The sequence below is a fragment of the Streptomyces sp. NPDC090088 genome, from assembly GCF_044747345.1.
Taxonomy (GTDB): domain Bacteria; phylum Actinomycetota; class Actinomycetes; order Streptomycetales; family Streptomycetaceae; genus Streptomyces.
The window spans coordinates 570,661-592,699 of record NZ_JBIVDZ010000009.1 but is presented as its reverse complement, the minus strand read 5'-3'; the positions used below and the strand labels follow the sequence as shown (position 1 = coordinate 592,699).

The 22,039-nt window shown below is 71.6% G+C and carries 21 protein-coding genes; 15 read left to right on the top strand and 6 right to left on the bottom strand.

Going from position 1 to position 22,039, the window contains the following annotated elements; genetic code table 11:
- Window positions 1-10: 10 nt before the first annotated feature.
- Together ACIPSJ_RS39590 and ACIPSJ_RS39585 are read right to left on the bottom strand one after the other, a co-directional pair.
- The gene (locus ACIPSJ_RS39590) at window positions 11-1,402 is read right to left on the bottom strand and encodes an FAD-binding oxidoreductase (protein ID WP_401353083.1); all 1,392 of its coding nucleotides are present in this window, start codon (window positions 1,400-1,402) and stop codon (window positions 11-13) included.
- 87 nt (window positions 1,403-1,489) lie between these two features.
- Window positions 1,490-3,292 carry a glycoside hydrolase family 15 protein gene (locus ACIPSJ_RS39585; RefSeq protein WP_359209367.1) on the bottom strand — a complete coding sequence of 601 codons (1,803 nt, stop codon included), beginning with the start codon at window positions 3,290-3,292 and terminating at the stop codon, window positions 1,490-1,492.
- 516 nt (window positions 3,293-3,808) lie between these two features.
- Here ACIPSJ_RS39585 and ACIPSJ_RS39580 point away from each other — a divergent pair.
- The 11 genes from ACIPSJ_RS39580 to ACIPSJ_RS39530 all read left to right on the top strand — a co-directional run bounded on the left by ACIPSJ_RS39580 (window position 3,809) and on the right by ACIPSJ_RS39530 (window position 16,739).
- A complete protein-coding gene (locus ACIPSJ_RS39580) occupies window positions 3,809-5,479 on the top strand; it encodes a CTP synthase (RefSeq protein WP_359208757.1) in 1,671 nt (556 codons plus the stop codon).
- 101 nt (window positions 5,480-5,580) lie between these two features.
- The gene (locus ACIPSJ_RS39575; RefSeq protein ID WP_401353081.1) at window positions 5,581-6,207 is read left to right on the top strand and encodes an NUDIX domain-containing protein; all 627 of its coding nucleotides are present in this window, start codon (window positions 5,581-5,583) and stop codon (window positions 6,205-6,207) included.
- Window positions 6,208-6,460: 253 nt separating this feature from the next.
- A complete protein-coding gene (locus ACIPSJ_RS39570; RefSeq protein WP_359208763.1) occupies window positions 6,461-8,527 on the top strand; it encodes a tetratricopeptide repeat protein in 2,067 nt (688 codons plus the stop codon).
- Between the two features lie 134 nt (window positions 8,528-8,661).
- Complete coding sequence (gene ald / locus ACIPSJ_RS39565; RefSeq protein ID WP_359208766.1) at window positions 8,662-9,786, top strand: alanine dehydrogenase; 1,125 nt, start codon at window positions 8,662-8,664, stop codon at window positions 9,784-9,786.
- Between the two features lie 414 nt (window positions 9,787-10,200).
- On the top strand, window positions 10,201-11,328 hold the full coding sequence (locus ACIPSJ_RS39560) for a ParA family protein (RefSeq protein WP_359208769.1): 1,128 nt from the start codon (window positions 10,201-10,203) through the stop codon (window positions 11,326-11,328).
- The gene (locus tag ACIPSJ_RS39555) at window positions 11,313-11,930 is read left to right on the top strand and encodes a hypothetical protein (protein ID WP_355725072.1); all 618 of its coding nucleotides are present in this window, start codon (window positions 11,313-11,315) and stop codon (window positions 11,928-11,930) included. Before ACIPSJ_RS39560 ends, ACIPSJ_RS39555 begins: the two co-directional genes overlap by 16 nt.
- 18 nt (window positions 11,931-11,948) lie before the next feature.
- Window positions 11,949-12,980 (top strand): segregation and condensation protein A, encoded by a 1,032-nt coding sequence (locus ACIPSJ_RS39550; RefSeq protein ID WP_401353078.1) that lies wholly within the window; start codon window positions 11,949-11,951, stop codon window positions 12,978-12,980.
- Window positions 12,977-13,627 (top strand): SMC-Scp complex subunit ScpB, encoded by a 651-nt coding sequence (gene scpB, locus ACIPSJ_RS39545; protein WP_359208777.1) that lies wholly within the window; start codon window positions 12,977-12,979, stop codon window positions 13,625-13,627. Before ACIPSJ_RS39550 ends, scpB begins: the two co-directional genes overlap by 4 nt.
- Before the next feature lie 12 nt (window positions 13,628-13,639).
- A complete protein-coding gene (locus tag ACIPSJ_RS39540; protein WP_359208780.1) occupies window positions 13,640-14,764 on the top strand; it encodes a pseudouridine synthase in 1,125 nt (374 codons plus the stop codon).
- A 227-nt stretch (window positions 14,765-14,991) separates the two neighbouring features.
- Window positions 14,992-15,720, top strand: coding sequence for an NUDIX domain-containing protein (locus ACIPSJ_RS39535; RefSeq protein ID WP_355725120.1), 729 nt, complete (start codon window positions 14,992-14,994; stop codon window positions 15,718-15,720).
- Window positions 15,717-16,739: an ADP-ribosylglycohydrolase family protein gene (locus ACIPSJ_RS39530; RefSeq protein ID WP_359208783.1), complete on the top strand. Its 1,023-nt coding sequence runs from the start codon at window positions 15,717-15,719 to the stop codon at window positions 16,737-16,739. Before ACIPSJ_RS39535 ends, ACIPSJ_RS39530 begins: the two co-directional genes overlap by 4 nt.
- Here the strand turns inward: ACIPSJ_RS39530 and ACIPSJ_RS39525 are convergent.
- The 4 genes from ACIPSJ_RS39525 to ACIPSJ_RS39510 are packed head-to-tail and all read right to left on the bottom strand — an operon-like array spanning window position 16,736 to window position 19,181.
- Window positions 16,736-17,440 carry a DNA polymerase beta superfamily protein gene (locus tag ACIPSJ_RS39525; RefSeq protein WP_359208786.1) on the bottom strand — a complete coding sequence of 235 codons (705 nt, stop codon included), beginning with the start codon at window positions 17,438-17,440 and terminating at the stop codon, window positions 16,736-16,738. The genes ACIPSJ_RS39530 and ACIPSJ_RS39525 overlap by 4 nt on opposite strands.
- Before the next feature lie 22 nt (window positions 17,441-17,462).
- Window positions 17,463-17,888, bottom strand: a complete 426-nt coding sequence (locus ACIPSJ_RS39520) for a Rieske (2Fe-2S) protein (RefSeq protein WP_359208788.1) — start codon at window positions 17,886-17,888, stop codon at window positions 17,463-17,465.
- Complete coding sequence (locus tag ACIPSJ_RS39515; RefSeq protein WP_359208791.1) at window positions 17,885-18,469, bottom strand: DUF6529 family protein; 585 nt, start codon at window positions 18,467-18,469, stop codon at window positions 17,885-17,887. Before ACIPSJ_RS39515 ends, ACIPSJ_RS39520 begins: the two co-directional genes overlap by 4 nt.
- A gap of 46 nt (window positions 18,470-18,515) precedes the next feature.
- Window positions 18,516-19,181 carry a hypothetical protein gene (locus ACIPSJ_RS39510; protein ID WP_401353074.1) on the bottom strand — a complete coding sequence of 222 codons (666 nt, stop codon included), beginning with the start codon at window positions 19,179-19,181 and terminating at the stop codon, window positions 18,516-18,518.
- Window positions 19,182-19,306: 125 nt separating this feature from the next.
- Between ACIPSJ_RS39510 and ACIPSJ_RS39505 the strand changes: the two genes are divergently transcribed.
- The 4 genes from ACIPSJ_RS39505 to cmk all read left to right on the top strand — a co-directional run bounded on the left by ACIPSJ_RS39505 (window position 19,307) and on the right by cmk (window position 22,026).
- A complete protein-coding gene (locus ACIPSJ_RS39505; protein WP_359208797.1) occupies window positions 19,307-19,702 on the top strand; it encodes a YidB family protein in 396 nt (131 codons plus the stop codon).
- A 96-nt stretch (window positions 19,703-19,798) separates the two neighbouring features.
- Complete coding sequence (gene aroH / locus ACIPSJ_RS39500; protein WP_355725043.1) at window positions 19,799-20,161, top strand: chorismate mutase; 363 nt, start codon at window positions 19,799-19,801, stop codon at window positions 20,159-20,161.
- A complete protein-coding gene (locus tag ACIPSJ_RS39495; RefSeq protein ID WP_401353072.1) occupies window positions 20,158-21,243 on the top strand; it encodes a prephenate dehydrogenase in 1,086 nt (361 codons plus the stop codon). Before aroH ends, ACIPSJ_RS39495 begins: the two co-directional genes overlap by 4 nt.
- 96 nt (window positions 21,244-21,339) lie before the next feature.
- The gene (gene cmk / locus ACIPSJ_RS39490) at window positions 21,340-22,026 is read left to right on the top strand and encodes a (d)CMP kinase (protein WP_359208804.1); all 687 of its coding nucleotides are present in this window, start codon (window positions 21,340-21,342) and stop codon (window positions 22,024-22,026) included.
- Window positions 22,027-22,039: the final 13 nt, after the last annotated feature.

Sequence of the window (22,039 nt, the reverse complement as noted above, 5' to 3'; positions counted from 1 at the left end):
GCACCTCCGCTCACAGCGGCGTGATGTTGTGGTTGAACCGGAACACGTTGTCCCGGTCCCACCGCCGCTTCACCTTGCCGAGCCGCAGCGCGTTCGCCGTGCCCAGACCGGCCCGCACCCGCTCGGGGCCCTCGTCACCGACGAGGTTCAGGTGGACCGCGCCGGTGGACCAGGGCCGGACGCCGGTACGGACGCCGCGCACCCAGGCGACAGCCCGTTCGTCGTCGCCCGGGTCCGCCCAGCTGCCGAAGGGGTGCACCACCCAGGGCGCGCCGCGGTACGCCACCGGGTACTCCGCCGGTCCCGAGGCGATCGCCCCGCCCTGCGGGAACAGCAGAAGCCGGGAACCGGTCGGCACCGGCATGCCCTCCGCGCCCCCGCACCAGGCGTCCACCGCCGCGTCGGGCAGATCGGCCAGGCACTCGGCCGACCAGTGGTTGCGCAGCCCGGACGGACAGTCGAGCAGGCGCTGCGCCCCGGCGTACGGCATCGGGCCGACGACCTCCGCCTCGTGGGGCAGCGCGAGCACCGGCCCGGCGATCTCGCGCAGGCCCTCCTCGCCGCCCAGGAAGGTGACCAGCGCGGCGCACAGCCGCTCGCCCACGAGGTGCCCGGGTACGGAATCCGCGAGGTCCGCGGGCGGGCCGGTCATGTACAGGACCGCGCCGGCGACCTCGTCGGGGCCGCTGCCGATCACCTCCCGGAAGGCCCGGACGACGTCCGGCCCGGCCGCCGGCCGGTACAGCAGCAGCGCGACGCTGAACACCGGCAGCTCGTGCAGGGCCAGGGTGAGCGCGGTGGCGACGCCGAAGTTCCCGCCCCCGCCGTGCAGCGCCCAGAACAGCTCCGGGTTCTCGTCGGCGTCGGCGTGCACCCGCTCACCGTCGGCGGTGACCAGCTCGATGCCGATCAGGTCGTCGGCGGCCGGCCCGAAGGCACGGTCCAGCCAGCCCGAGCCGCCGCCCAGCACGCACCCGCAGACCCCGGTGCCGGACGCCCGGCTACCGGTGGTGGCCAGAGCGTAGGGCCGGGTCGCCCGGTCCAGCTGCCCGATGGTGACCCCACCCCGCACACGTACGGCTTCCGCCGCGGGGTCGACGGTCACCTCGTGCATCCGGCGCAGATCCACCACGAGCGCACCGTCGGCGGTCGCCCAGCCCGCGACACTGTGCCCGCCCCCGCGCACCGCGATCCTCAGATCCAACTCCCGCCCGAACCGCACGGCCCGCACGACGTCGGAGTCGTCCGCGCACTGGGCGATCACGGCCGGATGCCGGTCGATCATGCCGTTGAAGACGCCCCGCGCCTCGTCGTACCCCGGGTCCCCAGGGGCGAACACCTCGCCTACGAGATCCTCACGGAGCGAGGCCAGGGCCGTGTGCGCCTTCGAGAGGGCACCCATGACTACAAGCGTAAGGACGAGCGCCCCTTCAGGGGCGCGGGGAACTGCGCGACCAGCCCCCACGCACCCGCAGCCGACCGACGACCGCTACCCCCCGTACGCCCCCGACGCAGTCAGCCGCAGCGCCGTGTCGATCAACGGCACATGACTGAACGCCTGCGGGAAGTTCCCCACCTGCCGCTTCAGCCGCGGATCCCACTCCTCCGCCAGCAGCCCGAGGTCGTTCCGCAGGGCGAGCAGCTTCTCGAAGAGCTTCCGCGCCTCGTCGACCCGGCCGATCATCGCGAGGTCGTCGGCCATCCAGAACGAGCACGCGAGGAAGGCCCCCTCGTCACCCGGCAGCCCGTCCACGCCCTCCTCGCCGCCCGAGGTCGGGTAGCGCAGGATGAACCCGTCCGAGGTGGACAGCTCCCGCTGGATCGCCTCGATGGTGCCGATGACCCGCTTGTCGTCCGGCGGCAGGAAGCCCATCTGGGGGATCAGCAGCAGCGACGCGTCCAGCTCCTGCGAGCCGTACGACTGGGTGAACGTGTTCCGTTCCTTGTCGTAGCCCTTCTCGCAGACGTCCCGGTGGATGTCGTCGCGCAGTTCCTTCCAGCGCTCCAGCGGGCCGTCCGCGTCCCCGGACTCGATCAGCTTGATGGTGCGGTCGACGGCGACCCAGGCCATCACCTTGGAGTGCACGAAGTGCCGGCGCGGGCCGCGGACCTCCCAGATGCCCTCGTCGGGCTCGTCCCAGTGGTCCTCCAGGTAGCGGATGAGCTTGAGCTGGAGCAGGGAGGCGTAGTCGTTGCGGGCGAGGCCGGTCATGTGGGCCAGGTGCAGGGCCTCGGTGACCTCGCCGTAGACGTCCAGCTGGAGCTGGTGCGCCGCGCCGTTGCCGACCCGGACCGGGGCCGAGTTCTCGTAGCCGGGCAGCCAGTCCAGCTCGGCCTCGCCCAGCTCGCGCTCGCCCGCGATGCCGTACATGATCTGCAGGTTCTCGGGGTCGCCGGCGACCGCGCGGAGCAGCCACTCGCGCCAGGCGCGGGCCTCCTCGCGGTAGCCGGTGCGCAGCAGCGAGGAGAGGGTGATGGCCGCGTCGCGGAGCCAGGTGTAGCGGTAGTCCCAGTTGCGGACACCGCCGATGTCCTCGGGGAGGGAGGTCGTGGGCGCGGCGACGATGCCGCCCGTGGGGGCGTAGGTGAGGGCCTTCAGGGTGATCAGCGAGCGGACCACGGCCTCACGGTAGGGCCCGTGGTACGTGCAGTGCTCGACCCACTCGCGCCAGAACTCCTCGGTCGCCTCCAGCGACTGCTCGGGCTCGGGCAGCGGCGGCGGCTCCTTGTGGGAGGGCTGCCACGAGATGGTGAACGCGATCCGGTCGCCGGGGGCCACCGTGAAGTCGGCGTAGGTGGTCAGCGACTTTCCGTAGGTCTCCGCGGAGGTGTCGAACCACACCGAGTCGGGGCCGGCCACGGCGACCGTGCGTCCGTCGTGCTTGTGCACCCAGGGGACGACGCGGCCGTAGGAGAACCGCATGCGCAGGACCGAGCGCATCGGGACCCGGCCGGTGACGCCCTCGACGATGCGGATCAGCTGGGGGGCGCCGTCACGCGGGGGCATGAAGTCGGTGACCCGGACCGTGCCGCGCGGGGTGTCCCACTCGGACTCCAGGATCAGCGAGTCGCCCCGGTAGGTGCGGCGGGCCGCGGTCGGGGGCTGGGAGTCGGCCGCGTGGGCCGGGCCGAGCCGCCAGAAGCCGTGTTCCTCGGTGCCGAGCAGACCGGCGAAGATGGCATGCGAGTCGAAGCGGGGCAGGCACAGCCAGTCGACTGTGCCGTCCCGGCAGACCAGCGCAGCGGTCTGCATGTCTCCGATGAGTGCGTAGTCTTCGATGCGCCCGGCCACGTGCAACTCCAGTCGAACGGCCACGTCACCCCCCAGGCAAAAAGGGGGCTGTCGCTAGTGCGGTCAAGGGGGGTTGTTGTTGTACGTCGTTGAGCGGTGAAGCAAAGCAGCCCGCCGTGCCCTGAGGCAAAACGACAGTCATAGCTCAACGAACTGCCCAGCTCTCGTTGTTCCGGTAAGTGACGGGCGGGGGTGTGCCGTGTTTCCGGCCGGGCTCGGCAGCGAGTGTCCGAGCAGGATACGACGCACGTAGATGATCTGCGTGCCGCTCCGGGCAACCCGTGTGGGCCGAACGAGTGAGCTGTGAGTGAGATCCACGTAAAGCGTGAGCGTCTGTGTGCCGACATGTGCACGGAGCGTGGCCGGGAGCCATCTCTCCGAGGCGCTGATACCCTGGTAGCCCGTGGACCGGTGGGCACGAAACCCCCGAACCGCAGCGACGGCACCACCCCGGAAACTCCAGGACGGCAGCCGTACCGCACGACAGATCGCGACCACGGGAGCCCCCTCTTGGCCATGCCGCCGAAAGCCACGACGACCAAGCACATCTTCGTCACCGGGGGTGTCGCCTCCTCGCTCGGCAAGGGCCTGACGGCCTCCAGCCTGGGCATGCTGCTCAAGGCCCGGGGTCTGCGCGTCGTGATGCAGAAGCTCGACCCGTACCTGAACGTCGACCCGGGCACGATGAACCCCTTCCAGCACGGTGAGGTGTTCGTCACCAACGACGGCGCCGAGACCGACCTGGACATCGGCCACTACGAGCGTTTCCTCGACCGCGACCTGGACGGCTCCGCCAACGTCACCACAGGTCAGGTCTACTCCACGGTGATCGCCAAGGAACGGCGTGGCGAGTACCTGGGCGACACCGTCCAGGTCATCCCGCACATCACCAACGAGATCAAGCACCGCATCCGGCGGATGGCCACCGACGAGGTCGACGTCGTCATCACCGAGGTCGGCGGCACGGTCGGCGACATCGAGTCGCTGCCGTTCCTGGAGACCGTCCGCCAGGTCCGGCACGAGGTCGGCCGGGACAACGTCTTCGTGGTGCACATCTCGCTCCTGCCGTACATCGGCCCGTCCGGCGAGCTGAAGACCAAGCCCACCCAGCACTCCGTGGCCGCCCTGCGGAACATCGGTATCCAGCCCGACGCGATCGTGCTGCGCTGCGACCGCGAGGTCCCCACCGCCATCAAGCGCAAGATCTCGCTGATGTGCGACGTGGACGAGGCCGCCGTGGTGGCCTGCCCGGACGCGCGTTCGATCTACGACATCCCGAAGACCGTGCACGGCGAGGGCCTGGACGCCTATGTCGTCCGCAAGCTGGACCTGCCGTTCCGCGATGTGGACTGGCGGACCTGGGACGACCTGCTGGACCGCGTCCACAACCCCGACCACGAGATCACCCTCGCGCTGGTCGGCAAGTACATCGACCTGCCCGATGCCTACCTCTCGGTCACCGAGGCGCTGCGCGCCGGCGGCTTCGCCAACAAGGCCCGCGTGAAGATCAAGTGGGTGACGTCGGACGACTGCAAGACCCCGGCGGGCGCGGCCGCGCAGCTCGCCGACGTCGACGGCATCTGCATCCCCGGCGGCTTCGGCGACCGCGGTGTGCTCGGCAAGGTCGGCGCCATCCGCTTCGCCCGCGAGAACCGGATCCCGCTGCTCGGGCTCTGCCTGGGCCTGCAGTGCATCGTGATCGAGGCCGCGCGCAACCTGGCCGACATCCCGGACGCCAACTCCACCGAGTTCGACTCCGCCACCGGCCACCCGGTCATCTCCACCATGGCCGAGCAGCTCGACATCGTCGCCGGCGAGGGCGACATGGGCGGCACCATGCGGCTCGGCATGTACCCGGCCAAGCTGGCCGAGGGCTCCATCGTGCGCGAGGTGTACGACGGCAAGGAGTACGTCGAGGAGCGGCACCGGCACCGCTACGAGGTCAACAACGCCTACCGCTCGGAGCTGGAGAAGAAGGCCGGACTGCAGTTCTCCGGCACCTCCCCGGACGGCAAGCTGGTCGAGTACGTCGAGTACCCGCGCGACGTCCACCCCTACCTGGTCGCCACCCAGGCCCACCCGGAGCTGCGCTCCCGCCCGACCCGCCCGCACCCGCTGTTCGCGGGCCTGGTGAAGGCGGCCGTGGCGCGTCAGCAGGCCGACGTCGAGCAGACGAATTCGAAGTAACACACCAGTTGTACGGTGGCCGGGGTGCATACCTTCAAAGGTGGGCACCCCGGTTTTTCCCGTGGACCGGTTTTTCTCGTGAACGTCTGGAAGGGCTCGGCATGACGATCAAGGACACCCCCGAGGAGTGGGAGATCCGGGCGACGGAGACCCCCTTCGTGGGCAACAAGACCTCCGTCCGCACGGACGAGGTGGTCATGCCCGACGGCGCGGTGGTCCGCCGCGACTACCAGGTCCACCCCGGCTCGGTGGCCGTCCTCGCCCTCGACGGGGAGGACCGCGTGCTGCTCATCCGCCAGTACCGGCACCCGGTCCGGCAGAAGCTCTGGGAGATCCCGGCCGGCCTGCTCGACATCCCCGGCGAGAACCCGCTGCACGCGGCCCAGCGCGAGCTGTACGAGGAGGCGCACGTCAAGGCCGAGGACTGGCGGGTGCTGACCGACCTGTACACCACCCCGGGCGGCTGCGACGAGGCCGTGCGGATCTTCCTCGCCCGTGATCTGTCCGAGGCCGAGGGCGAGCGCTTCGAGACCGAGCACGAGGAGATCGACCTGGAGTACGCACGTGTGCCGGTCGACGAACTGGTGCGCCTGGTGCTCGCCGGCGACCTGCACAACAACTGCCTGGTGACGGGCGTCCTCTCGCTGATCGCCGCCCGCACCGGCGACGGACTCGACGCGCTGCGCCCGGCCGACGCGCCCTGGCCGGCCCGCCCCTTCCAGTCCTGAACCGGGCCTGAGCCGGTCGTGAACCAGACCCCGAGCCAGGCCCTGAACCGGTCCTGAATCAGGCCCTGAACCAGCCCTGGACCACCGATCGGGCGACCCGGTGTGACCATCGCCTGATCCGATCGGGCGATGTGCCCGCCGTGCTCCGCCGGGAACGTCCTCGCACGTGAACTAGGCTCGACGCGATTGAGCCGAAACGCCCGAACCGGAGTCCCGGCGGGCACGCGTGTGCGGTGGGACGGGAGCGTGGCCCGTGACGGATCAGGCGGTGGACAAAGGCGGCGCACGACGGTCGGCGCCCACGGCCACGGGCGACAGATTCCTGGGCCGGACAAGGGAGTTGAAAGAACTGCGCGCCGACATCGAGCGCGCGGGACTGGACACCATCGCCGGCCGCAAGGCCCCCCGTGCCCGGGTCCTGCTGATCGCGGGCAGGCCCGGATCCGGACGCACCGCCCTCGCCGAGGAACTCGTCCGGCGAGTCGCCGCCGACTACCCCGACGGGGTGCTGCGCGCCCGCCTCGCCGAGCCCGACGGCACCCCGGTCCCCGTCGAGCGCACCGCTCGCGACCTCCTCACCGCGCTGCGGCTGCCCACCCCGGCCGGGGCCGCCGCCGACGACCTCACCCACGCCCTGCGCACCGCCCTCGCCGGCCGCCGGATGCTGCTCCTGCTGGACGACGCGCCCGGCGCCGAGGAGGTCGACGTACTGCTCCCGGACACCCCGGACTGCCTGGCCGTCGCCGTCTCCGGCGGCCCGCTCACCGGGATCTCGGACGTCCGCCCCTGCACCCTGGGCGGCCTGGACACCAAGTCGGCCGTCGAACTCCTCGCCCGCTTCACCGGTTCGGTCCGCATCACCGTCGACCCGCGGTCCGCCGAGACCCTGGCCGAGGTCTGCCAGGGCCAGCCCGCCGCGCTCACCCTGGCTGGCGGCTGGCTCGCCGCGCGCCCCCAGGTCGCCGTCTCCGACCTCGCCAAACGCCTGCACGCCGACCCCGAGGACGGCACCGCCCTGGCCCGCGTCCTCCGGTTCGTCCACGACGACCTGCCCGGCCAGGCCGCCCGGATACTGCGACTCCTCTGCCTGGCTCCGGCCGGCCTGGTCGACCCGCACACCGCCTCCTCCCTCGCCGGCTGCTCGGTCGACACCGCCCGCACCACCCTGGACGAGCTGGCCCGGCACGGGCTGCTGCACGTCGTGGAGTCCCCGCTGCCCCAGTACGAGATCCCGGGCTGTCTGCACCCGATGCTGTGGGCGCTGGCAGAGTCCCAGGAGCGGTCCGGGGAACTCCAGCTGGCCCGCGCCCGGATGCTGGAGCGCACGGTGCGGCTGCTGCAGTCCTGCCGGGCGATCACCGAGACGGACAACCCGCAGGCCCGCGAGCGGCTCCAGGCGCTCCCGCGCGAGCTGCGCTTCCCCAGCCCCCGGGCCGCCGCCGACTGGCTGCGCATCCGCCGCCCGGCCCTGCTGGCCGCGGCCCGCGCGGCGGTCGCCGACGGCGAGCTCGACACGCTGGCCCGCCGGCTGATGTCCCAGCTGGTCAAGGCCATGGCGGCGCACTTCGGCACCCAGGCCGCCGCGCCCGACCTGTACGGCGTCCACCGGCTCGTCCTCGATGTCGCCGTGCGCCGGCACCTGCCCCGGGAGCAGGCCGCCGCGCTGCTGAACCTGGGCGACCTGGACGCCCAGACCGGGCGTACGGCGGACGCGCTGGTGCGCTATCGGTCCGCTTTGGACGCCGGACGCAGAGCAAATGACCCGTACGCGACCGGCCGCGCAATGGAATCCGTAGGTGGCGCCTACCAGGAGCTGGGGGACTACGAACGGGCCGCCGACTGGTTCGGCCGGGCCCTCGCCGAGCGGCTGGCCCGTGGCGAGCGGGCCGAGGCCGCCCGGCTCTACGGCCGTATCGCCGGCGCACACACCTACGCGGGCCGTTACGGGGAGGCGCTCAGGGCCTGGCGGGCGGCCGTTTCCGGCCATCGCAAGAACGGTGATGTGGCCGCGCAGGCGCGGGCGTTGAGCGAACTGGCACGGGTTCAGGAGTACGCCGGACGGCCCGAGGAATCGCTGGCGACCTGCCAGGAGGCGGTGGAGTGGGCGCGCCGCGCCGAGGACGCCCGGCTCCAGGCCGCGCTGCAGCTGCGGCTCGCCGACACGCTGGAGCGGCTGGGCGACTCCACGGCCGCGAGCCTGCACCGCTCGGCCGCCGAGCGCATGCTGGGTGAGGAGCCGCTGGTGCCCTCCACCCCCGACTCCGACCCGGAACACGGAGCTAACGCCTACGAAATCCGTAGTGCTTCCGGTGAAGATTGATGCAATGAAAGGCTAGACAGTCGGAACGCCTTCATTAAACTGGCTCTGCCGCCGGTTCTCCTGCGGTGTCTCCTGGTGTACCCCGTATGCCGGGTATGTGCAGCTGTGCCCCCACACCCTCTGAGCCAAGGACCGTGATCGACGTGAAGGTCGGCATCCCCCGCGAGGTCAAGAACAACGAGTTCCGGGTGGCCATCACCCCGGCCGGCGTGCACGAGCTGGTGCGTCACGGCCACCAGGTCGTCATCGAGCGCGGCGCCGGTCTCGGCTCGTCGATCCCGGACGACGAGTACGTCTCCGCCGGTGCGACGATCCTGGACACCGCCGACGAGGTGTGGGCCACCGCCGACCTGCTGCTGAAGGTCAAGGAGCCCATCGCGGAGGAGTACCACCGCCTTCGCAAGGACCAGACCCTCTTCACCTACCTGCACCTGGCCGCCTCCAAGGAGTGCACCGACGCCCTCCTGGAGTCCGGCACCACGGCGATCGCCTACGAGACCGTCGAGCTCCCGAACCGCGCCCTGCCGCTGCTCGCGCCCATGTCCGAGGTCGCGGGCCGGCTCGCCCCGCAGGTCGGCGCCTACCACCTGATGCGCGCCAACGGCGGCCGCGGTGTGCTGCCCGGCGGTGTCCCGGGCGTGCTGGCCGCCAAGGCCGTCGTCATCGGCGGTGGCGTCTCCGGCTGGAACGCCGCGCAGATCGCCATCGGCATGGGCTTCCACGTGACCCTGCTCGACAAGGACATCAACAAGCTCAAGGAGGCCGACAAGGTCTTCGGCACCAAGATCCAGACCGTCGTCTCCAACTCCTTCGAGCTGGAGAAGGCCTGCCTGGAGGCCGACCTCGTGATCGGCGCGGTGCTGATCCCCGGCGCCAAGGCCCCGAAGCTCGTCACCAACGAGCTGGTCTCGCGCATGAAGCAGGGAAGTGTCCTTGTCGACATCGCGATCGACCAGGGCGGCTGCTTCGAGGACTCCCGCCCCACCACGCACGCCGAGCCGACCTTCAAGGTCCACGAGTCGGTCTTCTACTGCGTCGCCAACATGCCCGGCGCGGTGCCCAACACCTCCACCTATGCGCTCACCAACGCCACGCTGCCGTACATCGTGTCGCTCGCGAACAACGGCTGGGCCGAGGCCCTGCGCCGCGACGCCGCGCTCGCCAAGGGCCTCAACACCCATGACGGCAAGGTCGTTTACAAGGAGGTCGCGGAGGCGCACGGCCTGGAGCACGTGGACATCGACACGCTGATCGGCTGACCCGGCGCCCCACGGGGTGGTGACTAAGTCACCTTTTCGTAAAGGCGATACGTCAACAAGCCGCGTCAATCACGAACACACGGCCGGACCTTGCCCGACAAGGTCCGGCCAGATGTGTGTATGGTCACTTTGCGACTCTCGGTCAACTCGCCTCGAACGTAACCCTTCGACCGATTCGTACACCGGTGAAACCTGCTGTGCGACGGCCGTACGCCCTTGACAGCGAGATGTTTCATTGCCGACACATCGTGCCGGGTCCGGCGGATTGTGTTGCTGCGAACGCCCGACACGCCATAGAGTCGCCAACCGTCGGCATGATGCCAAGCTGACCTGTCTAGAAGTTTCCTGGTCACCAAGGAGGTAAGACGACTTGTGAATGAGTCGACATTTTCTCCCGGGGGTGGTCAACCAGGAATGCCGGTACGGGACCAGGGTCCCGCGGGGTTCGAGGCTGTCGGCTCCGTCGCGGTGCGCACCTTCACAGCAGCCCGGACTCCGCTGACCACGCGGACAGCACACCAGAGCATGGATGGCCATCACGTGAACGCCATGGCCGGCGACGGAAGTGGCGCGCCCCGCAACCACTTCGCCGACTACGACGAACTGCCCGACGGGCACTTCTACGACCCCGACGCCGAGTACGAGCCCGATCCGGAGTACGCGGCCACGCTCGCGCCCGACGCGGCCCGCCAGCGCCGCGAGCGCGTCGGCCCGACCGGCCGCCCGCTCCCGTACTTCCCGATCCCGGGCCCGGTGACCAGTCACGGCCCCGCGACGATCATCGCGATGTGCAACCAGAAGGGCGGCGTCGGCAAGACCACGTCGACCATCAACCTGGGTGCCGCGCTCGCGGAGTACGGCCGCCGGGTGCTGCTCGTGGACTTCGACCCGCAGGGCGCGCTGTCGGTCGGTCTCGGCGTCAACCCGATGGAGCTCGACCTCACCGTCTACAACCTGCTCATGGAGCGGGGCATGGCGGCCGACGAGGTCCTCCTGAAGACCGCGGTCCCCAACATGGACCTGCTGCCCTCCAACATCGACCTGTCGGCCGCCGAGGTCCAGCTGGTCTCCGAGGTGGCCCGCGAGTCGACGCTGCAGCGCGCCCTGAAGCCGCTGATGCCGGACTACGACTACATCGTGATCGACTGTCAGCCCTCGCTCGGCCTGCTCACGGTCAACGCGCTGACGGCCGCTCACAAGGTGATCGTGCCGCTGGAGTGCGAGTTCTTCGCGCTGCGTGGTGTCGCCCTGCTGACCGAGACCATCGAGAAGGTCCAGGAGCGGCTCAACCCGGAGCTGGAGCTCGACGGCATCCTCGCCACGATGTACGACTCGCGCACGGTCCACAGCCGCGAGGTGCTGGCCCGTGTGGTCGAGGCGTTCGACGACCACGTCTACCACACGGTCATCGGCCGCACGGTCCGCTTCCCGGAGACCACGGTCGCCGGTGAGCCGATCACCACGTACGCCTCCAACTCCGTCGGTGCCGCCGCCTACCGCCAGCTCGCCAGGGAGGTGCTCGCCCGGTGTCACGCCGAGTGAGTCTGCCCGGGGCCGACGAACTGTTCCGTACGACAGGGGGGATGGCGCTCCAGCCGTCCACGCCCAGGCGCCCGGCCAACGGTGAGGTCCGGGTGCCGGCTCCCGCGGGGGAGAGCGACGAGACGGCGGCCGCGGCCGGCGAGGACGTGCCCCAGTCGGTGCCCGTGCAGGGCGGCGACGGCGAGGGTGCGGAGCACGTGGCGGCGGAGGCCGGTCCGGGCGACGCCGGGGAGTCCCGCAACCACGCCGCGCAGTCCGTCACGGTCGCGCCGTCGGCGGAGCGGGCCGCGCGGCAGCAGGCGGCGGCGCAGGAAGGTTCTGCCGGATCCGCCGCGCAGGTCCAGCCCCGCAAGCAGCGCGGCGGCGGCCGGGCACCCGCCCGGCGGCCCAGCGGGCGCGAGCGGCACGACGAGAAGATCACCGTGTACGTCTCCGCCGAGGAGCTGATGGACCTGGAGCACGCCCGTCTCGTGCTCCGCGGCGAGCACGGGCTGGCCGTCGACCGGGGCCGGATCGTCCGCGAGGCGGTCGCCGTGGTCCTGGCGGACCTGGAGTCCCGCGGAGACGCGAGCATCCTCGTACGACGGCTGCGCGGGCGGTAGGGGTAGCCTTCGGGGGCTATGACCTCGACCGACGCTCCCTTTTCCGGCTCCTCCGGCGGCCGTCGCCGTGCGCTGGGGCGGGGGCCGGGAGCGGCGCCACCAGCGGTGCCCACGGAACCGGAGCCGGTGTCCGAGGCCGCCGTGGACGTACCGGAACCGGAACCCCGACAGGAGCCGGAACCCACACCGGAACCGGAGCCGGAATCCGCACCGGCACCCGAACCCGAGGCGGAGCCCGTCCCCGACGGTGTCTTCAAGGTCCGGCTCGCCAACTTCGAGGGCCCCTTCGACCTCCTCCTCCAGCTGATCTCCAAGCACAAGCTGGACGTCACCGAGGTCGCCCTCTCCAAGGTCACCGACGAGTTCATGGCGCACATCCGGGCCATGGGGCCGGACTGGGACCTGGACCAGACGACCGAGTTCCTCGTCGTCGCCGCCACCCTGCTCGACCTCAAGGCCGCCCGGCTGCTGCCCGCCGCCGAGGTCGAGGACGAGGCCGACCTGGCGCTCCTCGAAGCCCGGGACCTGCTCTTCGCGCGGCTCCTGCAGTACCGCGCGTACAAGCAGATCGCCGACATCTTCAACCGGCGCCTGGACGACGAGGCCCGCCGCTGGCCCCGTACCGTCGGCCTCGAACCGCACCTGGCCGAGCTGCTGCCCGAGGTCGTCATCAGCATCGGGCCGGAAGGATTCGCCAGGCTCGCGGTCAAGGCGATGCAGCCCAAGCCCAAGCCGCAGGTGTACGTCGACCACATCCACGCCCCGCTGGTCAGCGTGCAGGAGCAGGCCGGGATCGTGGTGGCGCGACTGCGGGAGCTCGGCGAGGCCAGCTTCCGGGTGCTCGTCGAGGACACCGACAACACGCTCACCGTCGTCGCGCGCTTCCTCGCCCTCCTCGAGCTGTACCGGGAGAAGGCCGTCGCCCTGGACCAGGAGACCGCGCTCGGCGACCTGATCGTGCGCTGGACCGGCGGGGGCGAGGAGACGCGGCTGATGGTGACCGACGAATTCGACCGGCCGCCCGAGCCGCCCAAGGAGGACAAGGCGTGAGCGAGGACACCACCGCGCTGCCGGCCGGCCTGCGCCCGGTCGCCGAGCTCGACCTCAAGCCGGCCCTGGAGGCCGTCCTGATGGTCGTCGACGAGCCCGCCACCGCCGAGCACCTCTCCAAGATCCTGGAGCGGCCGAAGCAGACGATCACCAAGGCGCTGCGGGCCCTCGCCGACGAGTACACGGCGCAGGGCCGCGGCTTCGAGCTGCGCTTCGTCGCGGGAGGCTGGCGTTTCTACACCCGCGGCGAGTTCGCGCCCGCCGTCGAGCGGCTGGTCCTGGAGGGCCAGACCGCCCGGCTCACCCAGGCCGCCCTGGAGACGCTCGCGGTCGTCGCGTACCGCCAGCCGGTGAGCCGCAGCCGGGTCTCGGTGGTACGCGGAGTCAACTGCGACGGTGTGATGCGCACCCTGCTCCAGCGCGGTCTGGTCGAGGAGGCGGGCGCGGAACCCGAAACAGGTGCGATCCTGTACAGGACGACGAACTACTTCCTGGAGCGGATGGGCCTGCGCGGCCTGGACGAACTCCCGGAGCTCGCGCCCTTCCTCCCGGAGGCCGAGGCGATCGAGGCCGAGACCCAGGAGGGCGTGCCGTCGTTCGATCCGGACGCACCCGATGCGCCGGATTCCGAGGACGCAGACGACTAGACGGAAATTTTGATGCGAAGCAGCAGCGGCAGGAACAGCAGCGGAAACAACGGCGGGAGCCGTGGTGGCAACAGCGGCGGCCGCGGCGGGAGCAGCGGTGGGCGCGGCAACTACCGCGGCGCCGGCAACTCCCGCGACGACAAGCCGGGCGCCGGCCGGCCCAGCAAGCCGCGCCCGGAGGAGCGGCGCTACGACGTGGGCCCGAACGCCACCCAGGACGGCCCGAAGTCGGGTCGTGGCGCCTCGGCGCGCGGCGGCGCCAAGGGCGGCCCCCGGCAGGGGCAGGGCACCGGGCGTGGCCGTTCGGCTCCGGCGAGTTCCCGTGAGTACGACGCCCGCGCGGAGGAGCGCAACCGGGAGCGGTACGCCGGCAAGCCGGACGTGAAGCTCCCCAAGACCTTCCCGGGTGCCGAGCAGGAGGGCGAGCGGCTGCAGAAGGTGCTCGCCCGCGCGGGCTACGGCTCCCGGCGCGCTTGCGAGGAGCTGATCGAGCAGGCGCGCGTCGAGGTCAACGGCGAGATCGTCCTGGAGCAGGGCAAGCGGGTCGACCCGGAGAAGGACGAGGTCAGGGTCGACGGGCTGACCGTCGCCACGCAGTCGTACCAGTTCTTCTCGCTGAACAAGCCGGCCGGTGTGGTCTCCACCATGGAGGACACCGACGGGCGGCAGTGCCTCGGCGACTACGTCACCAACCGGGAGACCCGGCTCTTCCACGTGGGGCGCCTGGACACCGAGACCGAGGGCGTCATCCTGCTCACCAACCACGGCGAGCTGGCGCACCGGCTGACCCACCCCAAGTACGGCGTGAAGAAGACCTACCTCGCGCACATCGTCGGCCCCATCCCGCGCGACCTGGGCAAGAAGCTCAAGGACGGCATCCAGCTGGAGGACGGGTACGCGCGCGCGGACCACTTCCGCGTCGTCGAGCAGACCGGCAAGAACTACCTGGTCGAGGTCACCCTGCACGAGGGCCGCAAGCACATCGTGCGGCGGATGCTGGCGGAGGCCGGGTTCCCGGTCGACAAGCTGGTCCGGGTCTCCTTCGGTCCGATCACCCTCGGCGACCAGAAGTCGGGCTGGCTGCGCCGCCTGTCCAACACCGAGGTCGGGATGCTCATGAAGGAAGTCGACCTCTAGGCTTCGGCGCACCCCGCGAAGGGGCTCGTACGGCTTTCTGACGGCCGGTTCCGGACACTCCGGGACCGGCCCGTCGCCGTTTCCGGGAAAGGCGCTCCAGTGGCCACTGGCGGCCTGCGGCGGGGCTTGCGCGGTGACCTGCGAAGTCTTTATAGTCGTAGAGACTATTGGTCGAATTGACCATTAAGTGATCGACACGAACGACCAGTAAGGGGGTGGACGGACGTATGCAGGGCTACGACAAGTACGCCTACGAACCCTTCGCCGTCACCGTCGACCTCGCCGTCCTCACCGTCCGGGCCGGCACCCTGTACGTGCTGCTCGTCGAGCGCGGACAGGAGCCGTACCTCGGCCACTGGGCGCTGCCCGGCGGCTTCGTGCTGCCCAAGGAGTCGGCCGAGACGGCGGCCCGGCGCGAACTCGCCGAGGAGACCGGCCTGTCGAACCTGCCGGGCCTGGAGGGGCTGCACCTGGAGCAGTTGCGCACCTACAGCGAGCCGGAGCGCGACCCGAGGATGCGGGTGGTCTCCGTCGCCTTCACCGCGCTGCTGCCCGACCCGCCCGAACCGCACGGCGGCGGCGACGCGGCACAGGCGCGCTGGCTGCCGTACGACGCGGCCGGACCGCTCGCCTTCGACCACGACCGGATCCTGGCCGACGCGCACGAACGCGTGGGCGCGCGGCTGGAGTACAGCTGCCTGGCCACCGCCTTCTGCCCGCCCGAGTTCACGCTCGGCGAGCTGCAGAACGTCTACGAGACCGTCTGGGGCGTCGAGTTGGACCGTCCCAACTTCCGCCGCAAGGTGCTCGCCACGCCCGGCTTCGTCGAACCCGTCCCCGGCGCCGCCCGGTTGACCGGCGGCCGTGGCAAACCGGCCGCCCTCTACCGCGCGGGCACCGCCACCGCCCTCCACCCGCCCCTGCTCCGCCCGTCCCGGGAAGGACGCCCCGCATGACCACGACCATCGTCCACAAACGCGCCGCCACCGGCGCCCTGATCGGTCTCGCCCTCGGGGACGCGCTCGGCTTCCCGACCGAGTTCAACGACGTGCCGTCGATCCTCGCCAAGTGCGGGCCGTGGCAGGAGATGGAGCTGCCCGCGCGTGCCGTCGTCTCCGACGACACGCAGATGACCATCGCGGTCGGACACGCGCTGCGCACCGCCATGGACCGGGGCGTGCTCGCGCCCAAGCGGCTGGAGCGGCCGCTGCGCGAGGAGTTCGTGGACTGGTACCAGTCGCCCGAGAACAACCGCGCGCCCGGCCGGACCTGTCTGCGGGCCTGCGAGCTGCTCAAGGAGGAGGGACGGCTCTGGCAGGACGCCAGCCAGATCGGCTCCAAGGGATGCGGGGCCAACATGCGGGTCGCGCCCGTCGGGCTCGCCCCCGGGCTGAGCGACGAACAGCGGGCCGGTGCCGCCCAGTTGCAGTCCGCCCTCACCCACGGCCACCCCACCGCCCTGGCCGCCTCCGACCTCACCGCGCGGGCCGTACGGCTGCTCGCGCAGGGGGTCGGACCGGCCGAACTGGTCGGGCGGCTGCGGTCGTACGCGCGCGAGAACCGCAACCGCTACCACCGCACCTGGCTCGGCGACCTGTGGACCCGCAGCCAGGACCCGAACCCGGAGCACTTCATCGCGCGCGGCTGGGACGAGTGCCTCGCGATCCTCGACCGGCTGGAGGAGGCCGTGCGCACCGCCTCGCCGGAGGACGACCCCTGCCTGGCCACCGGCGCCGGCTGGATCGCCGAGGAGGCCCTCGCCACCGGTCTGCTCTGCTTCCTGCTCTTCCCCGACGAGCCGCTGCTCGCCCTGCGCCGGGCCGCCTGCTCCTCCGGCGACTCGGACTCCATCGCCTGTCTGACCGGGGCGTTCGCCGGTGCCTGGCTGGGCGAGGACGCCTGGCCGACCGCGTGGGCCGACCGGATCGAGTACCGGGGGGACCTGATGACGCTGGGCGCGCTCTGGGACGCCTAGGGGCCGACCGGGCGGGGCTCCGGGCAGGCCGAGGCGCGGCGGACCCGGAACAGGAAGTCGGCCACGCGCGCGTGATCCGGCTCCGCCGGGAGCGGGCTGCCGGACAGGGCCCGCTCCGTCTCCTCGGCGAGCCGGGCCATCCGCGACTCGACCTCCGCCCAGGAGACCTCGCCCCGCTTCACGGCGAGGAACTCCGCGCGCCGGTCGCCGACGCCGATCGTCAGCTCACCCGTGCGCAGCAGGTCGCGGGCGCTGGTCAGGAGCCGCAGCAGATGCATCGCGTGCTTCCAACGCGGGGCGCCGTGGGTACGGACGTCGGCGTCGAGCTTGCGGCGCTGGCCGAGGGCGTACCGGGTGAAGCTGTCGTGGGCCCGCCGGGAGAGGAAGGCGCCGCGCAGCGCGAGCAGCTCGCGGCCGGTGTCGTCGACGTGCTCGACCAGGGGCGAGTGCAGGCACTCCAGGATGTTCGGGTTGGCCCGCAGCGCCAGCTCGCAGAACCGTTCCAGCTCCCAGGAGAACCGTTCCTCGCCCGGCCCCTCCACATGCGTCGGGGGCTTCTCGAAGCGCCAGAACAGGGGAGTGGGGGCGAGGAACACGCCCCGGCGGTCGGTGTCGCTGCCCTCCGTGGCCAGACCGAAGGCGCGCGACCCCATGACACAGGCGTAGATCGTGTGGTCGCGTACCAGGTCCTCGGGCTGCATGCCGGGGAGCGTACGCGGCCGGTCACGCCAGGGTGATCGAATTTCCGCTGACGGTGATCGACTTGGCCGGCAGCGGCCGTGTCGCCGGACCATGGGCCACCGCGCCGTCGGCGATCTTGAACTTGCTGCCGTGGCAGGGGCAGTCGATGGTGCCGTCCGCCACCCGGTTCACCGTGCAGCCCTGGTGGGTGCAGATCGCCGAGAAGGCCTTGAACTCGCCCTTCGTCGGCTGCGTCACCACGACCTTCTGGTCCTTGAAGACCGTGCCGCCGCCCTCCGGGATCTCGCTCGTCCGCGCCAGCGCCGTCCCGGCGGCGGCACCGGCCGTCGACTCGCCGGAGCTGGAGGAACCGCTGTTGTCGTTGTAGTTGCTGCATCCCGCGCATCCCACGGCGAGCGCGGCAGCGCCTGTCGCGAGAACCGTGCGCCGAGTGGAGCCGTCGGTCATGTCGTCACCCCGAACGTGCGGAAGAACCAGAACGCTGACGTCAGCCAGATGAGCGTGAGCGCGGCGAACACCAGTCCACCGACGATCGGCAGCAGCCAGCCAGGGAGTCGCTCCGAGCGGAGCAGCAGCATCTTGGCACTGAAACCACCGAAGAAGAAGCAACCCAGGATGGAGTGCCACAAAACACGCGTTTCGTACGTCTGATAGCCCAACGCGTACAGGCAGTGCACCGCCACCGGCACGGCGACCAGGAACGCGATCCGCCCCGACCAGCGGTGCAGCGCGGACGCCCAGCGCGGCCCCGGCAGCCTGCCGTACATCATCAGGGCCGAGACCAGCTGGACGAGGGCGAAGAAGAACGCCGTCGAGGCGAGCCAGGACTTCACCGCGCCGGTGCTGCTGAAGCCCGCCAGGTTGAACGCGGTGCCGGTCGGATGGTGGACCCTGCCGTACACGCCGAGGCCGACCGCGACGGCGGCGGCCACCAGGGCCGGCAGCAGATAGCGGGCCGGGTGCGCACGGCGGTGGTCCGGCTCGGGCGACGGCCAGCTCTGGGTGGCGGCGTTCGGGTCGACGGTCATGGTCGGCTCCCTCGGGTCACGGCCGGGTTCGGGGACGGGCTGGGTGTCAGGGAGCGACCGGGGCCGCCGTCAGCCGCTGGCCGTCGACCGTCACGGCGCCGGTCTCCGGGTCGATGCCGGGTGCCGCCGAGGGCGTGCCGTCGCGGTCGACGACGCCGACCTGGCTGCCGTCGGCGAGCACGATCCAGCCGCCGTCGATCCGCGCGCCGCGCACGGTCGCCGTGGCCCGGTACAGCGCGGTGCCCTTGACGGCCTTCTGGGCGGTGAATGCGTAGTGGCCGCCGTCGAACTCGACGGCGCCGCGGATGCGCTTGTTCTCCTGCAACGTGCCGTTCAGCACGGAGCCGTCGGCGCCGGTCAGCCGCATGCTGCCGTCGGACTTCACCGGGCCCTTCAGCCACGCCTCCTTGCTGTGCCCGTCGCAGAAGTAGGCGATCGCCCTGCCGGCGCGGACCGAGACGGCGACGGAGGACGAGTCGTCGTCGGTGCGGCCGGAGTAGGAGGAGTCGGGGATCTTCGAGGACGAGGGTGACGGCGAGGGTGACGGCGAGGTCCTCGGTGCCGCGGTGGTGCTCGTCGGCGTGGGGCTCGGCGACTTCTCCCGGTAGGACGACGAGGCCGTCCTCGTCCCCGTCGTCGCGTTGAGCGTCAGCATGAACAGGCCGAGCAGCAGACCCGCGAGAAGGGTCAGCACAGGTCCGGGACGTTTCATGGCGGGCCTCCCCCGAGGCGGGTGTGCCTGCCATCAGAGCGGACCGGTGGGTCCGGCGTAAAGAGGCGCACAGGGGCTTTTCACCCCAAGTAGCGGAATGGGGTAATTCAAGTGACATTGGGGCCATGGCAGGCAACGATCTCGAAAGCATGCTCGGCAGCCTCCTGGGCGGCGAGGGCAAGAGCGCCGGGCTGCTGACCGCGCTGATCGCCGCGATGAGCCACGGCCAGGGCGGCGGCTCGATCGGCGGACTGCTGGACACCCTCGCGAGGTCCGGTCTGACCGCCCAGAAGGACTCCTGGGTCGGCACCGGCGCCAACCAGCCCGTCACCGGCGACCAGCTCCAGCGGGCCCTGCCCGACGACACCCTCCAGCAGGTCGCCGAGGAGGCCGGGACGACCCCGGAGCAGGCCGCCGACCAGCTCGCCCGGGTGCTGCCCGACGCCGTCGACCGGCTCACCCCCGAGGGCGAGGTCCCGAAGGCCTCGATCGAGGACCTGATCCGGCGCCAGTCCCGCTGAGACGGCGTCTCAGCGGGCGGGCACCGTGCCGGTACGCGGCACGGTCTGACTAGGCTGGACGGACGCAGGAGCCGACATCAGAACAGGAGCAGTGCCGTGGCGGTACGAGCGGTCCGGGGGGCCGTCCAGCTGGAGCGGGACGAGGCCGGTCACATGGACGAGCAGGTCGGAGCGCTGCTCACCGCCGTCCTGGAGCGGAACGGACTGACCGCCGACGACCTGATCAGCATCTGGTTCACGGCCACCCCCGACCTGCACAGCGACTTCCCGGCGGCCGCCGCGCGCAAGCTCGGCATCGTCGACGTCCCGCTGATCTGCGCCCAGGAACTGGACATCGAGGGCGCGATGCCCCGGGTCGTACGGATACTGGCGCACATCGAGTCGGACCGGCCCCGCGCCGACATCAGCCATGTCTACCTCGGCGCCGCCGCCGCCCTGCGCAAGGACATCGCCCAGTGAGGACCGCCCTCGTCATCGGTACCGGTCTCATCGGTACGTCCGCCGCGCTCGCCCTCTCCCAGCGGGGCGTCGTCGTCCACCTCGCCGACCACGACCCGGAGCAGGCCCGCACGGCCGCCGCGCTGGGCGCCGGAACCGACCAGGCCCCGGAGGGCCCCGTCGACCTGGCCCTGGTCGCCGCCCCGCCCGCCCATGTGGCCGCCGTCCTCGCGGACGCGATGGACCGGGGCGTGGCGCGCGGCTACGCGGACGTCGCCAGCGTCAAGGGCGGCCCGCGCCGCGAGCTGGAGGCGCGGGGCCTGGACCTGTCGACCTACATCGGCACGCACCCCATGGCCGGCCGGGAGAAGTCCGGCCCGCTGGCCGCCACCGCCGACCTCTTCGAGGGCCGCCCCTGGGTGCTCACCCCGACCCGGGACACCGACACCGAGGTGCTGAACCTCTCCCTGGAGCTGGTCTCGCACTGCCGGGCCGTGCCGGTGGTGATGGACGCCGACGCCCACGACCGCGCGGTGGCCCTGGTCTCCCACATGCCCCACCTGGTCTCCAGCATGGTCGCCGCCCGTCTGGAGCACGCCGAGGAGGCCGCCGTACGACTGTGCGGACAGGGCATCCGGGACGTCACCCGGATCGCCGCCTCCGACCCCCGGATGTGGATCGACATCCTCTCCGCGAACCCCGGGCCGGTCGCCGACCTGCTCGCGGACGTCTCCGCCGACCTGGCCGAGACGGTCGGCGCGCTGCGCGCCCTGCAGTCCTCCGACGGGGAGAAGCGGCGCGAGGGCGGGGCCGGCATCGAGGACATGCTGCGGCGCGGCAACGCCGGCCAGGTGCGGGTCCCCGGCAAGCACGGGTCGGCGCCGCGGGCGTACGAGGTCGTGGCGGTGCTCATCGACGACCAGCCCGGCCAGCTGGCCCGGATCTTCGCGGACGCCGGCGCGGCCGGGGTCAACATCGAGGACGTCCGCATCGAGCACGCCACCGGGCAGCAGGCCGGTCTCGTCCAGCTGTGGGTGGAGCCGAAGGCCGTTCCGGTGCTCACCTCGGCCCTGCGGGACCGGGGCTGGGCGCTGCGGCAATAGCGCTGAATCGGGCGGTCCCGGGGGCCGGTAACCTTGTGCGGGGCGCGATGGCGTCCCGCACACCACTCCCACCCTGCACCCGGAAGGTGTCCTCCCGTGGAAAACGGCGCCGCCCAGCCCGTGATTGTCGCCATCGACGGCCCCGCCGGCACCGGCAAGTCGAGCACGTCGAAGGCCGTCGCCGCGCAGCTCGGCCTGAGCTACCTGGACACCGGCGCCCAGTACCGGGCGATGACCTGGTGGATGGTGACCAACGGGATCGACGTCGCCGACCCGTCCGAGATCGCCGCCGCGGCCGGCAAGCCCGAGATCGTCTCCGGCACCGACCCGGCGGACCCGACGATCACGGTCGACGGCACCGACGTGGCCGGCCCGATCCGCACCCAGGAGGTCTCCGGCGCGGTCAGCGCGGTCAGCGCGGTGCCGGAGGTGCGGGCGCGGATCACCGAGCTGCAGCGCTCGCTGGCCGCCTCGGCCGGGGTCGGAATCGTCGTCGAGGGCCGGGACATCGGTACGACCGTGCTGCCCGACGCCGACCTCAAGATCTTCCTCACCGCCTCGCCGGAGGCCCGCGCGGCCCGGCGCAGCGGCGAGCTCAAGGGCGCCGACGTCAACGCCACCCGCGAGGCCCTGATCAAGCGGGACGCGGCCGACTCGACCCGCAAGACCTCGCCGCTCGCCAAGGCGGACGACGCGGTCGAGGTGGACACCACCGAGCTCACCCTCGCCCAGGTCGTCGAGTGTGTCGTCACCCTCGTCGAGGAGAAGCGGGCCGGGAAGTGAGCCTCCCGTCGCG